A 13715-nucleotide genomic window follows, 5' to 3' on the forward strand; every position below is an offset into this window, starting at 1 on the left:
CATGGCAGACATTATACAACTTTTACCAGATCATGTGGCTAATCAAATTGCTGCAGGAGAGGTTGTTCAACGTCCGTCTTCCGTTGTTAAGGAACTTTTGGAAAATGCCATTGATGCCGAAGCAACTACCATAAAACTTATTATAAAAGATGCTGGAAAAACCCTTGTTCAGGTCATAGACAATGGTAAAGGAATGAGCACCACCGATGCCCGACTTAGTTTTGAGCGTCACGCCACCTCTAAAATCCGTACAGCCGACGATTTATTTCAACTCCATACCAAAGGGTTTCGTGGGGAAGCATTGGCGAGCATCGCAGCCATTGCCCATGTGGAATTAAAAACCAAACAAGAGCATGATGACGTTGGTAATGCCATTATTATAGAAGGCAGTAGCATTGTTTCCCAAGATATTGTAGTTACCCCAAAAGGGACATCCATTTCGGTAAAGAATTTATTTTTTAATATTCCAGCGCGTCGTAATTTTTTAAAATCCAATGCTGTGGAATTGCGCCATATTATTGATGAATTTCATCGTGTTGCATTGGCGCACCCTAATATTTCATTGTCGTTTTTTAATAACGGGAGCGATGTTTTTAACCTTTCAATGGGTAATTATAGACAACGTATTGTTAGTATTTTCGGAAACAAAACCAATGAAAAATTAGTGCCTGTTGAAGAAACTACAGAGGTTTTAAAAATATCTGGATTTGTAGGCAAACCCGAATTTTCTAAAAAAACCAGAGGGGAACAATACTTTTTTGTAAATGATCGATTTATAAAGAGTGGCTATTTAAACCATGCCATATCGTCTGCGTTTGATGGCTTGTTAAAAAACGGTTTACACCCCAGTTATTTTTTATATTTAACCGTAAATCCACAAACCATAGATATCAATATCCATCCCACAAAAACAGAGATTAAGTTTGATGATGAACATACTCTGTATGCCTTATTGCGTTCGGCAGTGAAACACAGTTTGGGACAATTTAATATTGCACCGGTACTGGATTTTGAGCGAGACCCCAATTTAGATACGCCATATGATTATAATAAATCTGAAGCCAATAACCCAGTTATTGAAGTAGATAGAAGTTTTAATCCGTTTAAAGAGTCTTATAACCCTGGGAAACAAACAACAGCATTTAAAACCCAAACCTTAACGAATTGGGATAGTTTGTATGTCGGATTAGAATCAAAGGGAAACGATTTTAGAAAAGAATTTAGTGAAGTTCATTTTGAAAGTGAAGAATCCACGGAATCCATATTTGGTAGTGATACGCAGGCTGAATACGTTCAAACCACATACCAACTTCATAATAAATACATCGTTAGCACAATTAAATCGGGGATGCTTATTTTAGATCAATACAGAGCGCATCAGCGTATTTTGTATGAAGATTTTCTTAAGAGCATGACTATCAAAGAGGGGATGAGTCAGCAATTATTATTTCCGCTAGAACTCCATTTTTCAACAACAGATATAGACATCATTAAACAGTTAAAACAAGATTTGGAACATGCCGGTTTTGTGTTTTCAAACATTCATAAAGATCTTGTTGAAATTATGGGGTTGCCGGTTAATATTCCAGAACATGATGTGCGTAATATTTTAGAATATTTAATAAGCGATGTAGAAAATGAAGTGCCTGATAGTAATTTTAGTGCCACCGATTTATTGGCAAAATCCATGGCAAAAAGTTTGGCGATTAAAAGAGGACAATCACTTAAAAAAGATGAACAAGAACATTTGGTAAATAGCCTGTTTGCTTGCAAAGAACCTAATGTGTCACCCAATAATAAAGCAACGTTTATTACCATGAGCGTTGATGAATTGGATAAAAAATTTATATAGAGTATGATGAGGATTTCAGATACCGTGAAACATTTAATAATCATTAATGTGATTATGTTTATTGGCACCCTAACCATCGGTCAAGGTGTTTTATTTACAGATTGGTTTGCCATGTATTTTCCACAAAACGAAGCGTTTAAACCTTGGCAAATCATCACCCATATGTTTATGCACGGCGGTGTGATGCATATATTTTTTAACATGTTTGCCTTATGGATGTTTGGTTCTCCAGTAGAATATTATCTTGGAAGCAAACGATTTTTATTTCTTTATATATCAGCGGGATTAGGAGCTGTTGCGTTACAAGTAGGTTATTATTACATGGAATATTTACCAGCGTTTAATAACTTAATCAATTCTGGATTAACCTCTGACCAGATTTCACAAATGCTATCTACCAATAAGGTGTTACAAGGGGTTAGTCAGTCTCAATTTTATGAACTTCAACAAATATTTCCCATTTTTAATGCGTCTATGGTAGGAGCGTCAGGTTGTATCATGGGAGTTATGGCAGCTTTTGCCATGATGAACCCCAATGCAGAACTCATGCTTATTTTCTTGCCTATTCCCATAAAAGCTAAATATTTTATTCCTGGTATTATTATTTTAGATTTAATTTCTGGTGTAACGGGTCAATCGTTTTTCAGTCCGAGTAACACGGCTTACATGGCACACGTTGGTGGTGCCTTAACCGGATTTTTAATTATGTGGTATTGGAAAAAAAATCAGTTTAACAAAAATCGCTGGAATTAAAATGACATCACTCGCTCAAGATATAAAGACTAAGTTGGCACGCTTGAACGTGTTAGAAAAAATCATTGCTGTTAATGTCATTATTTTTCTCTTTGGTTTTGTTTTATCACTAATAATGGGATATTCAAATGGTGTTAGTTTAAGTTGGTTAGAATTACCAAGCGATTTTGAAACGTTTATTCTAAAACCTTGGTCCATTATTACCTATGCATTTGCGCATTACGATTTTTTCCACATCCTTTTCAATATGCTATGGCTGTATGTGATAGGGCAATGGTTTCTTAATTTGTTTAATCCGAAACTCGCATTAAACGTCTATTTTTTGGGAGCTATTAGCGGTGGACTCTTATTTATGATTGGTTATAATATATTCCCTAGTTTATTAGCAACATCCAGTTTAGTTGGTGCTTCAGCTTCGGTAAGAGCCTTACTTATTTTTCTTTGTGCTTATATGCCTAATAAAGAACTTCGATTTTTTACAATCAATCTTAAATTGTGGTACATTGGTCTAGCAATTGTTATTGTTGATGTTATTGGACTTTTCGGACTCAATACAGGGGGTAATTTGGCCCATCTTGGAGGAGCGTTGCTTGGTTATGTGTATGCAAAACAATTTGCTAAAGGACACGATATAGGTAAAGGATTTGGAAAATTTATGGATGCTTTTGTTGATTTTTTCAGTTTTTCAAAAAAATCGCCATTAAAAACAGTCCATAAAAATAAAAGTAAAGTCGGTGGTTATACTAAAGCCGATTTTGATGAGTTTAATCATCAGAAAAAGATTGATGTTATTTTAGATAAAATTAGTAAAAGTGGTTATGAAAGTTTAACTGCCGAAGAAAAGGAATATTTGTTTAGAGCTGGTAAATAGATTATGCGAAAATTAAGCCTTATTGATAAAATTATATTTGTTTTAAATATCATTGGGGCTACTTTACTGCTGCTATCTTACATATTGCCTTATTTGCCCCCAAAAGCATTTTTTGTATTTTCTGTACTTAGTTTGGGTGTCTCGGTGCTTATGATAATCAATGTGTTGTTTTTTATGTATTGGTTGTTCAAATTAAAAAAGCAACTTATATTATCATTAGTGATTCTTTTAATTGGGTACATAACGTATGGCTCGTTGTATAAATTTTCATCTTCTAAAAATATTGGGCATGTCAACAATATTAAAGTGATGAATTATAACGTTAGGTTGTTTAATTTATATGAGTGGATTCCCGAAGACAATATAGATATTAAAATACTGGATTTTATTAAAAAAGAGTCACCAGATATTTTGAATATCCAAGATTATCATCCCAATCCTGACGTGGATTTTTCTTTTTTTAAATATAAATATGAAAAACTCTCTGGAAAAAAATTAAAAAGCGGACAAGTTATTTTTTCTCAATATCCCATTATACATTCGGGGTCTTTAGAGTTTCCAAATACGGCTAACAATGCCATATTTGCTGATGTTGTAAAAGGGAAGGACACGATTCGGATTTACAACATCCATCTTCAATCTTTAAAAATTGATACCAATGTTGAAAAGTTGAAACAAGAAAACACATCACATCTATTTAACCGTGTGGGGTCAACGTTTAGAATGCAGCAAAGCCAAACCGAGCTGTTTTTAGCACATAAGGAAAAGTGCAAGTACAAAATGATTATTTCTGGCGATTTTAATAATACCGCCTATTCGTATGTGTATAGATGTATTAAAGGCGATTTAAATGATACTTTTATTGAAGCTGGTAATGGATTTGGACGGACGTATGATTTTAGGTTTTTTCCCGTTAGAATCGATTTTATGTTTGCAGACGACGCTTTTGCTGTCAACGGATTTAAGACGTATAATGAGCATTATTCTGATCATTATCCGATTATGACTAAGTTGAGTTTAGAGGATTAACTTGTCATTGACTTCGTCGAATCTTCGATTTCCTGCGCAGACAGGAATCTATTTTGTCAATATTCGTGAATTCGTGGCAACTTTTCACATAAAAGAACAATCCACGAAATCCGCTATTATGTGAATCACCAACCCCAAAGCGACTAATCTAGATTTCTTCGGAAATAAAAGAAACACATAAAACGTCATGGCATAATAGGAGTGAAGTGGATGAAATCCAATACTGCATCTATTCGGGTCAAAAATAGGGGTTGCCAACAGATGATCTAAATCAATCAAAATACCAGCCAACATAACTAAAAACGCCTGTTTCCATTGCGATTTATACCAAATCAAAGCCACAAAAAGTGGTAACAATAGATGACATCCGTAATGGGCAACAGTTTGTATCATTATAAAGGTGATAAAGTTTGAGATTCCAAATAATTCAATGCGTTTGGGCCTTCATTAAAAAGTAAATCCAGAATGCTTAAATTATTTATAAAACCATGCTTTTCTTGAAAGACTTGGTTGTACATTTCAAAAGGTTTTAAATAGTCTTTTTTGGCATCTACCAAATATCTATAATCGTCTATGCCTTCAACTTCTTTTTGATAGATTGTTGTCTTTGATGTGTTTAATTCCAATTGCAAACAATCGCAAACGGTTTCAAAACAATTGAAATTGAAATCTAAAATATAATTGTTTTTTTTTTGAAATAATGGCTGAAGCTCATCTTCATAATACTCAAAAAAAGGTGATGTTCTGTAAGCTGACAATAATGATTTCCAATGGTGGTCTTGCCATTTTTCTTCATTGAATATTTTTACGTCTTTGTATTTCTGACGGTTTTTTTGAGTATGAATAACGGGGATGTTTAAAGCTAACTTTCCATTGGCCGCATATATATAGGTGCGATTTCTATAAGTTTGTTTTAAAAAATTATCATCCATTTCAAACACGACTTCATCTGTATCTACCATGGCGACAAAGTGGGAGATATTTGGAAAATATGTTGGATGGATTAAAATATTTTCCATTCAGAATTTTAACCCTCTTTATCAATTACTACAGATTTGGCAACATAGTCATGGATTGCTTTTTTCTTTTCATTTCCAGTAATAGTTAAGAGTGAAATCCATCCTAAAGTTACTTTAAATAAAAATCTGATAAAAGCATTCGGGAAGGAAATATATTTGTCAAATTCTCCATCTTTTCGCACCGTAATTTTTGATGCTGAATGCCCAATTGTTCCACCATTCATACTAGTTAATAATGGGTCATATAATACGAAAATTATAACAGAAACAATAATTTTCACAATATTTGGTATGGAATCAAATAACGCAAATATTTCAGAGGTTAAATAGATTGCACCAACTAAAATTACAGAATCAATGAAAGCAGCTTTAATTCTATTTGCTACTGATGAATATTTTTTTTCTGTCCCAATTGTTTTGACAATTAGTTTCTCTCTGTTTTTCTGAAACCACTTATTAAATAAAATAAAAGCAACTAGTAAAATTAGAAAAGGAATAAAAAAAGAGGTTGCTTTTCCACTATCATTAACGGTTGTAAACATGCGTTCCCAACGAATCTTATTAAATCCTTGTCCGAAACTATTCCAACTCATCCAAATAAACACAGGTTTTCCAACTACGTGGGTAAATGGCACTAATCCCCAAGCTCTAGCATCTAAGGAGTTATGACGATTGTCACCCATCATCCAATAGTAATCATGCTTAAAAGTATACGTGGTTGCCACCTTACCATTAATATAAATTTGCTTATTTTTTACTTCCAACGTATTGCCTTCGTATTCCGAAATAGCACGTTTGTATAGTGGCAATACTTCTAAATTAATGTCTATGGTTTTTCCAGCTTCTGGAATGTATAAAGGACCAAAAAAATCATTGTTCCAATTATATTGTGGGTTATGAGGGAATATACCTGGGTCTCTTTCACCTTTTTCCTGTATGTTAGGTGTGATACTAACGACGTTAGGATTGTTTTTGAAATTTTTTAAAGCTTCATCTGAAATGGCTGAAAAATAATAGGTGTTTTGATTGTTTATGATTTGAAATCTATCCGTAATATCATACCTGTTAGCCATAAACATAGGGTCAAACTGACTTGTTTTTGGCTGAACGAAATAGCTAAATTGTAAATGGGCTCTATCGGGTAACTCATTCTTTTTTCCATTGATGTAAACATAGCCCGCTCTTACTTCTAAGGAATCACCTGGAACACCTACACAGCGTTTTACTAAATTTGTTTTTTTGTCTATGGGTTTATAATAATTCCTATCTGGTTGAAAATTATTCATATCCAGCAGCGTGTCTGCGGGCTGATTAAAAACCACAATATCGTTTCTTTTTATTTTTTGGAACCCAGGAATTCTTAAATAGGGGAGTTGTAATTTATTCATCCAGGAGTCACTTCCTTTATGGTCGTCAAATAAATAAGATTTTACGTTTAATTTAGGAATCGTATCATGAACCATAGGTGCAGCAACCGTTGTCATTGGTACTCTGGCACCGTAATGGAATTTACTAACAAATAAAAAGTCGCCCACCAATAAGGATTTTTCTAAGGACGATGATGGAATGGTAAATGGTTGAATAAAATATGTATGTACAATAGTAGCGGCTACAACAGCAAATAAAATGGAACTTGCCCACTCACCTGAACTTGATTTTGGGTGCAAGCTTCTGTCTTTTACATGTTCAACATGGGTGAAATAATTCAAATAATAATTATAAAATCCAAAAGTAATGATGGCTAAAAACGTGTCTATAGGTTGGTTTTTACCAAAACTTCTGGCAGTTTCTACCCATACCACGATAAACATGATCAGGTTTACTACAGGTAAGAACATTAAAATAACCCACCACCACGGTCTGTTTATTATTTTCATCAATATCACACCATTGTAAACAGGAACAAAAGCCTCCCATGCTTGTCTGCCTGCTTTTTGGTATAACTTCCAAGTGCCCAATCCATGGATCACTTGAATAATCAAAATAAATATTAACCATTGTGTTAGCGTCATAATCGTAATTTTTTAATTTATAAAGTTAGTGGGTTGGCATGTAAACCTGTTACACGGTTGTAATGGATTAACCAATATTTAACACATCATTCATGGTAAATATACCTGTTTTTCCAACAATCCATTCTGCTGCAATTACAGCACCAAGAGCAAAGCCACCCCTGTTGTGTGCCATATGCTCAATGGTAATGGTATCTACATCACTTTCATAAGTAACGGTATGGGTTCCAGGAACATCTTCTATGCGCTTTGCAATGATAGGAATTGTGTTCTCATTTCCTTCATGCAATGCCCAATTTTCGTAAGTACTGTGTTTAGCAATTATGTCATTCGCTAGAGAAATAGCCGTTCCGCTAGGCGCATCCAACTTTTTTGTATGATGAATTTCTTCTAAAGAAATATTGTATTGCTTTAAATTGCTCATCATTTTAGCGAGTACTTTATTAAGCTCGAAAAAAATATTTACGCCCAAACTGTAATTTGAAGCATAAATAAAAGCCCCTTTTTTTTCTTTGCAAAGTGCGATGGCGTTATCGTAATCATGTAACCAGCCTGTAGTACCAGAAATAACGGGAACCTGATTGTTTAAGCACATGGAAATATTATTAAAAGCTACATCGGGGATACTAAAATCTATGGCGACATCGGCTTTTGTAATATCGTAGCCGGTATCGTCTTTATCAACTTTTAAAACAATCGTATGCCCACGTTTTATAGCAATTTGCTCGATGGTTTGTCCCATTCTTCCGTATCCTAGTAAAGCTATATTCATTTCTTTTTTAAAATTTAAAATTTAAAGTTACCCCAGTCTGACCTTTACCATCTATTTCATTTAATTTGTAATGCGGCGTTAAAGTCAGATTTTCATCAATATTATATTGCATCAAATGGGCATCAACGTTGGCGTCAATGATGTTTAATGCATAAAGACCAACTGTAATTAAAATGGAAAGGTCTTTGTTTCTTCTGTAAAATTCTTGTCCACGCTCTAAACCTTCTGTAGTTACTCTTGGACTTGCTAATGGATTGCCTTGGGCATCAAAATAGAATTCATCATTTTTAAAACCGGCCAGCCTACTTTTATAAGCATCTCGGTATCGGTTGTATTCTTTATTATTTGTTGTGTAAAAATAGACACCTGTGCCTATAGCCCCAAGAACGATAGGTATTTTCCAGTATTTTTTATTGTAAGCTTGTCCTAAACCGGGTAATATAGCTGAATAAAAAGCAGCTCTGGCTGGTGCTAATGCGTCAATGGGTTTGCTAATAACTATGGTAGAATCTATAATGACCTCTTTTGGTATGCTAATTTCTGTAGAATCTTTTTCTTGGGCTATCAATGAATGACAAAACAAACAAGAACACACAAAAATTACCAGAAATTTATTTAGCACCTTCAACTAATTTTTTTAAACGGTTAAAATCTTCTTCAGAATGAAAAGGAATCGTGATTTTTCCTTTGCCATTGCTAGAAACTTTAACGTCAATTTTGTGTCCAAAGTATTCAGAGAACACTGGAATACCATTTTTCACAAAATTTGGAATTGCTTGATTTTCAGTATTTTTTGATGGCGTTTCAATATTTTTGGAAACATTGAAATTACGAACAAGTGCCTCGGTATCTCTAACGGACAATTGTTTTTCCAATATTTTCTCGTAAATATCCAACTGGATTTTTTGGTCTTCAATATTTATAATGGCACGTCCGTGACCCATAGAAATAAAGCCGTCCCGAATCCCTGTTTGAATAATGGGATCCAACTTAAGTAAGCGAAGGTAATTGGTGATGGTTGAACGTTTTTTGCCAACACGTTCACTCATTTGTTCCTGCGTTAAATTAATCTCATCAATTAATCGTTGGTATGATAAGGCAATTTCAATGGCATCTAAATCCTGGCGTTGGATGTTTTCAACCAAAGCCATTTCCAGCGATTCTTGGTCGTTGGCAATTCTTATATATGCAGGAATGGTTTCCAATCCAACAATCTTGGAAGCTCTAAAACGACGTTCTCCAGAAACTAATTGGTATTTGTTAAATCCAGATTTTCTAACGGTTATTGGTTGAATAATACCTAATTCCCTAATGGAAGAAGCTAATTCTAAAAGTGATTCTTCACTAAAATTGGTTCTTGGCTGAAATGGGTTTACCTCAATAGCATCTAAATCCAATTCAATAATGCTACCAATTACTTTGTCAGCATTTTTATCTTTAACAGACTGTATGTCGTTGCTAGGGTCTTTTAAAAGAGCGGACAAACCTCTACCTAAAGCTTGTTTTTTGAGTGCCTTAGCCATAATTTAAGAGTTTTTATCAATAATTTCTTTTGCCAAACTTAAGTAATTACTAGCTCCTTTGCTAGATGCATCGTAATTAATTATATTTTCACCATAACTAGGTGCTTCGCTTAGCCTTACATTACGTTGAATAATGGTTTGGAATACCATATTATTAAAGTGTTTTTGCACCTCTTCAACAACTTGGTTTGACAATCTTAAACGTGCATCGTACATGGTAAGCAATAAGCCTTCAATATCTAATTCTGGATTATGAATTTTTTGAACACTTTTTATCGTGTTTAACAACTTGCCCAAACCTTCCAATGCAAAATATTCACATTGTATAGGAATAATAACTGCATCAGCTGCGGTTAATGCATTAAGAGTTAATAAACCTAAAGAAGGGGCACAGTCAATGATGATAAAATCATAATCGTTTTTAATGTCGGCCAATGCTTTTTTAAGCATGTATTCGCGAGCTTCCTTATCAACAAGTTCAATTTCAATAGCCACTAAATCTATGTGGGACGGGATGATGTCTAAATTAGGCGTATTTGTTTTTATTATGGCTTCTCTGGCTGTGCTTGAATGTTCTAAGAGTTGATAGGTACCTATTTCTATGGATTCAACGTCTATTCCTATTCCGGAGGTTGCATTTGCCTGAGGGTCAGCATCAATAAGTAACACTTTTTTTTCTAAAACACCAAGAGAGGCTGCTAAGTTAATAGATGTTGTTGTTTTTCCAACACCTCCTTTTTGGTTTGCAATGGCAATGATTTTACCCATCGAATGATTTGGTTTTATTAGCGGTAAAAATACGATTATTTATGAGGAATAAAAACTCAGCTTATTAATAATAGATGAGTTTTTTAAAATGCTTGGATGATCATGCATTTTAAGGGGATTATTAATTTTGACAAAATGTAATAAAATTCATAATTTTTTGTTTCGAATAAAGAATTTAAGTTTTATATTTATAAAAATTAAAAAATAGATTAAATATGAAATGAGCATGACTTAAAAATTGGTCGCACAAACTGATTTCGATATGCGAATAACATATGACAAATAAAAATCAATAAATATCTACATATGAAAAACATCAATCAAAATCTTAATGCTTTTGCGCTTTTAGTGATGCTATTAGTGGCTTCCATAACGTATGCGCAAATTAAAGAAACAGCCACTGTTGAAGGTATTACGGAATACCAACTGGAAAATGGGTTAAAAGTACTTTTGTTTCCCGATAATTCATCGCAAACCATAACTGTAAACATTACCTATTTAGTAGGATCGCGCCACGAAGGTTATGGAGAAAAAGGTATGGCTCATTTATTGGAGCACATGTTGTTTAAAGGTTCCACCAACCATCCAGATATTCCGAAAGAGTTAACACAATATGGGGCAAGGCCAAACGGAACCACGTATTTTGACAGAACAAATTATTTTGAGGCTTTTAATGCGAATGATGAAAATTTGGAATGGGCATTAGATTTGGAAGCCGATAGAATGGTTAATTCATTCATAGCCAAAAAAGATTTGGAATCTGAATTTTCAGTAGTTAGAAATGAATTTGAAAGTGGTGAGAATTCACCTTCTAATGTTTTAAGACTTAAAGTAATAAACACGGCATATCTATGGCACAACTATGGTTCTGCAACTATTGGTAATCGTTCTGATATAGAGCGTGTTCCTATTGAAAATTTACAAGCTTTTTACAAAAAGTATTATCGTCCAGATAATGCGGTGTTAATGGTTACAGGAAAATTTGAGAAAGATAAAATCTTGGCTTTGATTGAGAAAAAGTTTTCAGGTATTAAAAATCCCGAAATTCCATTAAGAGATATTCCTACTATAGAGCCGGCCCAGGATGGTGAAAAAAGAGTGACCCTTAGCCGTGTAGGTGATTTGCAAATTGTATCGGCATTATATCATATTCCAGCTGGATCGCACGAAGATTATGCTGCAATGGCTATTGCTGAGGAAATTTTAACGGACCAGCCTTCCGGTAGATTATACAAGGCCTTAATTGATGGGAAAAAAGCAGCTTCGGTATATTCTTATTCGCCATTTACTAAAGAACCTTCTTTTTTGTATTTTAATGTTGATGTGCCTTCCGATAAATCTTTACAAGAAGCTGAGACCACTTTATTGTCAGTTCTAGATGGTTTTGTAGAAACACCTGTGACCGAAGAAGAAGTTAACAGAGCAAAAGCCAATTTATTGAAACAATACGATCAAATTAGTAGAAATTCGGCTTATTTAGGCACTTATATGAGTGAGTTTATTGGTGCCGGAGATTGGAGACTTTCTTTTATTCTACGCGATAGGGTAGAAAGTATGACTGCCGATAAAGTGAATGCTGCCATACAACGCTATTTAATAAACACAAATAGAACCGTTGGGAATTTTATACCTAGTAAAGAACCCATTCGTGTAGAAATCGAACATACCGAAGGATTGGAAGCTTTGGTTTCAAACTATAAAGGGAAAGAAGGTTATGGTGCTGGTGAAGCTTTTGATGTGTCGTATGAGAATATCCAAAATAGATTAGATACAGGCTTACTTCCAAAAAGCCCTATAGAATATGGCTTTATTAAAAAGGATAATCGTGGTAAATCGGTAACCTTAAGATTCATGGTAAGAACTGGTAACGTAGATGATTTTATGAATAAAGGGAAAGTAGCTAGTTATACTTTGAGAATGTTAAATAAAGGTACTCAAAATAATTCGAGGCAGGATATTGAGGATAAATTGAGTGCCATAAAATCATCAGTTTTTTTTAATGGTTCAAATGGTAAAGTTGCAGCAACTATAAATACAACCGAAGAGCATTTAATGGAAGCGCTTGATTTAATGACAGATATGCTTAAATACCCAAAGTTTGATGAAGCAGAATTGGAAAAACTTAAAACCCAAGAGTTAGCCAGCATCGAAGCAAATAAAACAGAACCAAATTATTTGGCAAGCAAAAATCTGGCATTGATAAATCAAAAATATGAAAGAGGGCATCCACTTCATGTTAATACCATAGCAGAAGATATTGAAGATGTTAATGCTGTCACTATTAAAGCTTTACAGGATTATCATGCTACATTTTTTGGACTTTCAAATAGTGCAACCTTAGTGGCTATTGGTAATATTGATGAACAAGCCTTGAAACTTTATTTTGAAAAGGAATTTGCCGATTATAAATCTGATAAACCTTATACACCAATTTCAAATAAATTTACACCCAATAATGTGGCTAATGAAAAAATCAAAACACCAGACAAAAAGAATGCTATTAGTATAGGTGTTTTAAATGCAGAAGTTAGTCAAAATGATGAAGATTATGCGGCTCTTCAAATTGCTGGTGAGATTTTTGGTGGTGGCTTCATAACTTCAAGAATCGCAACGCGTTTACGGCAAAAAGACGGTGTTAGTTATGGTGCTGGGGGACAGTTAAGTGTAGATGCCGATAAAAATGACAAGAATTCTTCAATATTGGTTTATGCCATTTATGCTCCAGAAAATGCAGCTAAAGTACAAGCGGGTTTTAAAGAAGAAATTGAACGTTTTATAAAAGATGGGATTACTGAGGATGAATTAAAAGTGGCGGTTACAAGTTGGGTGCAAGGAGAAAATGTGTCGAGGGCAAAAGATGGTGAGCTCACAGAAACTATAAACAATAATTTATATTATGATAGAGATATGATGTTTCATAAAAGTATTGAAGATAAAGTGACAAGCTTAACAGTTGAAGATGTCAATAAAGTGATAAAAAAATACTTTAAAACCCTTGATAAATGGACTGTAGTTAATGCAGGTGATTTTGTAGAAGATGCCGACATTAAAAGTACAGATAAAAAAGTGGATTAATTTTTTGTGTCAACTTAACTTCGACTCGACATTTTAAAACA

12 protein-coding genes and 1 pseudogene are annotated in these 13715 nt (G+C 34.0%); 5 read left to right on the forward strand and 8 right to left on the reverse strand.

The window, feature by feature from the left end; translation table 11 throughout:
• Position 1 precedes the first annotated feature (1 nt).
• The 4 genes from mutL to CSW08_RS11590 are packed head-to-tail and all read left to right on the forward strand — an operon-like array spanning position 2 to position 4505.
• A complete protein-coding gene (gene mutL / locus CSW08_RS11575) occupies positions 2-1852 on the forward strand; it encodes a DNA mismatch repair endonuclease MutL (protein ID WP_106660044.1) in 1851 nt (616 codons plus the stop codon).
• Between the two features lie 3 nt (positions 1853-1855).
• On the forward strand, positions 1856-2605 hold the full coding sequence (locus CSW08_RS11580) for a rhomboid family intramembrane serine protease (protein ID WP_106660045.1): 750 nt from the start codon (positions 1856-1858) through the stop codon (positions 2603-2605).
• 1 nt (position 2606) lies between these two features.
• Positions 2607-3476: a rhomboid family intramembrane serine protease gene (locus CSW08_RS11585; RefSeq protein WP_106660046.1), complete on the forward strand. Its 870-nt coding sequence runs from the start codon at positions 2607-2609 to the stop codon at positions 3474-3476.
• A gap of 3 nt (positions 3477-3479) precedes the next feature.
• Positions 3480-4505, forward strand: a complete 1026-nt coding sequence (locus CSW08_RS11590; RefSeq protein ID WP_106660047.1) for an endonuclease/exonuclease/phosphatase family protein — start codon at positions 3480-3482, stop codon at positions 4503-4505.
• A gap of 84 nt (positions 4506-4589) precedes the next feature.
• Here the strand turns inward: CSW08_RS11590 and CSW08_RS11595 are convergent, their stop codons facing one another.
• The 8 genes and pseudogenes from CSW08_RS11595 to CSW08_RS11625 form a co-directional block, all read right to left on the reverse strand.
• The gene (locus CSW08_RS11595) at positions 4590-4898 is read right to left on the reverse strand and encodes a DUF6122 family protein (protein ID WP_106660048.1); all 309 of its coding nucleotides are present in this window, start codon (positions 4896-4898) and stop codon (positions 4590-4592) included.
• Positions 4898-5524, reverse strand: coding sequence for a WbqC family protein (locus tag CSW08_RS11600; RefSeq protein ID WP_106660049.1), 627 nt, complete (start codon positions 5522-5524; stop codon positions 4898-4900). The genes CSW08_RS11595 and CSW08_RS11600 overlap by 1 nt, the downstream gene beginning before the upstream one ends.
• Before the next feature lie 8 nt (positions 5525-5532).
• Positions 5533-5949 (reverse strand): RDD family protein, encoded by a 417-nt coding sequence (locus CSW08_RS18380; RefSeq protein WP_238987254.1) that lies wholly within the window; start codon positions 5947-5949, stop codon positions 5533-5535.
• Between the two features lie 6 nt (positions 5950-5955).
• Positions 5956-7536, reverse strand: a pseudogene (lepB, locus tag CSW08_RS11605) (signal peptidase I); the annotation flags it as partial.
• A 67-nt stretch (positions 7537-7603) separates the two neighbouring features.
• The gene (gene dapB, locus CSW08_RS11610; RefSeq protein ID WP_106660051.1) at positions 7604-8308 is read right to left on the reverse strand and encodes a 4-hydroxy-tetrahydrodipicolinate reductase; all 705 of its coding nucleotides are present in this window, start codon (positions 8306-8308) and stop codon (positions 7604-7606) included.
• A 7-nt stretch (positions 8309-8315) separates the two neighbouring features.
• A complete protein-coding gene (locus CSW08_RS11615; protein WP_106660076.1) occupies positions 8316-8930 on the reverse strand; it encodes a DUF5683 domain-containing protein in 615 nt (204 codons plus the stop codon).
• A complete protein-coding gene (locus tag CSW08_RS11620) occupies positions 8920-9831 on the reverse strand; it encodes a ParB/RepB/Spo0J family partition protein (RefSeq protein WP_106660052.1) in 912 nt (303 codons plus the stop codon). The genes CSW08_RS11615 and CSW08_RS11620 overlap by 11 nt, the downstream gene beginning before the upstream one ends.
• 3 nt (positions 9832-9834) lie before the next feature.
• On the reverse strand, positions 9835-10599 hold the full coding sequence (locus CSW08_RS11625) for a ParA family protein (RefSeq protein WP_106660053.1): 765 nt from the start codon (positions 10597-10599) through the stop codon (positions 9835-9837).
• Between the two features lie 306 nt (positions 10600-10905).
• Here CSW08_RS11625 and CSW08_RS11630 point away from each other — a divergent pair, with 306 nt between their 5' ends.
• Positions 10906-13674: a M16 family metallopeptidase gene (locus CSW08_RS11630; RefSeq protein ID WP_106660054.1), complete on the forward strand. Its 2769-nt coding sequence runs from the start codon at positions 10906-10908 to the stop codon at positions 13672-13674.
• Positions 13675-13715 lie beyond the last annotated feature (41 nt).

Source organism: Confluentibacter flavum (assembly GCF_002843175.1).
GTDB classification, from domain to species: Bacteria; Bacteroidota; Bacteroidia; order Flavobacteriales; family Flavobacteriaceae; genus Confluentibacter; species Confluentibacter flavum.

Excerpts from the sequence above, each read along its gene's own strand:
- CSW08_RS11595 (WP_106660048.1), bottom strand. The coding sequence starts at position 4,898 with ATGATACAAACTGTTGCCCATTACGGATGTCATCTATTGTTACCACTT.
- CSW08_RS11625 (WP_106660053.1), bottom strand. The coding sequence starts at position 10,599 with ATGGGTAAAATCATTGCCATTGCAAACCAAAAAGGAGGTGTTGGAAAA.
- CSW08_RS11580 (WP_106660045.1), top strand. The coding sequence starts at position 1,856 with ATGATGAGGATTTCAGATACCGTGAAACATTTAATAATCATTAATGTG.
- mutL (WP_106660044.1), top strand. The coding sequence starts at position 2 with ATGGCAGACATTATACAACTTTTACCAGATCATGTGGCTAATCAAATT.
- CSW08_RS11600 (WP_106660049.1), bottom strand. The coding sequence starts at position 5,524 with ATGGAAAATATTTTAATCCATCCAACATATTTTCCAAATATCTCCCAC.
- dapB (WP_106660051.1), bottom strand. The coding sequence starts at position 8,308 with ATGAATATAGCTTTACTAGGATACGGAAGAATGGGACAAACCATCGAG.
- CSW08_RS11590 (WP_106660047.1), top strand. The coding sequence starts at position 3,480 with ATGCGAAAATTAAGCCTTATTGATAAAATTATATTTGTTTTAAATATC.
- CSW08_RS11620 (WP_106660052.1), bottom strand. The coding sequence starts at position 9,831 with ATGGCTAAGGCACTCAAAAAACAAGCTTTAGGTAGAGGTTTGTCCGCT.
- CSW08_RS11630 (WP_106660054.1), top strand. The coding sequence starts at position 10,906 with ATGAAAAACATCAATCAAAATCTTAATGCTTTTGCGCTTTTAGTGATG.
- CSW08_RS11585 (WP_106660046.1), top strand. The coding sequence starts at position 2,607 with ATGACATCACTCGCTCAAGATATAAAGACTAAGTTGGCACGCTTGAAC.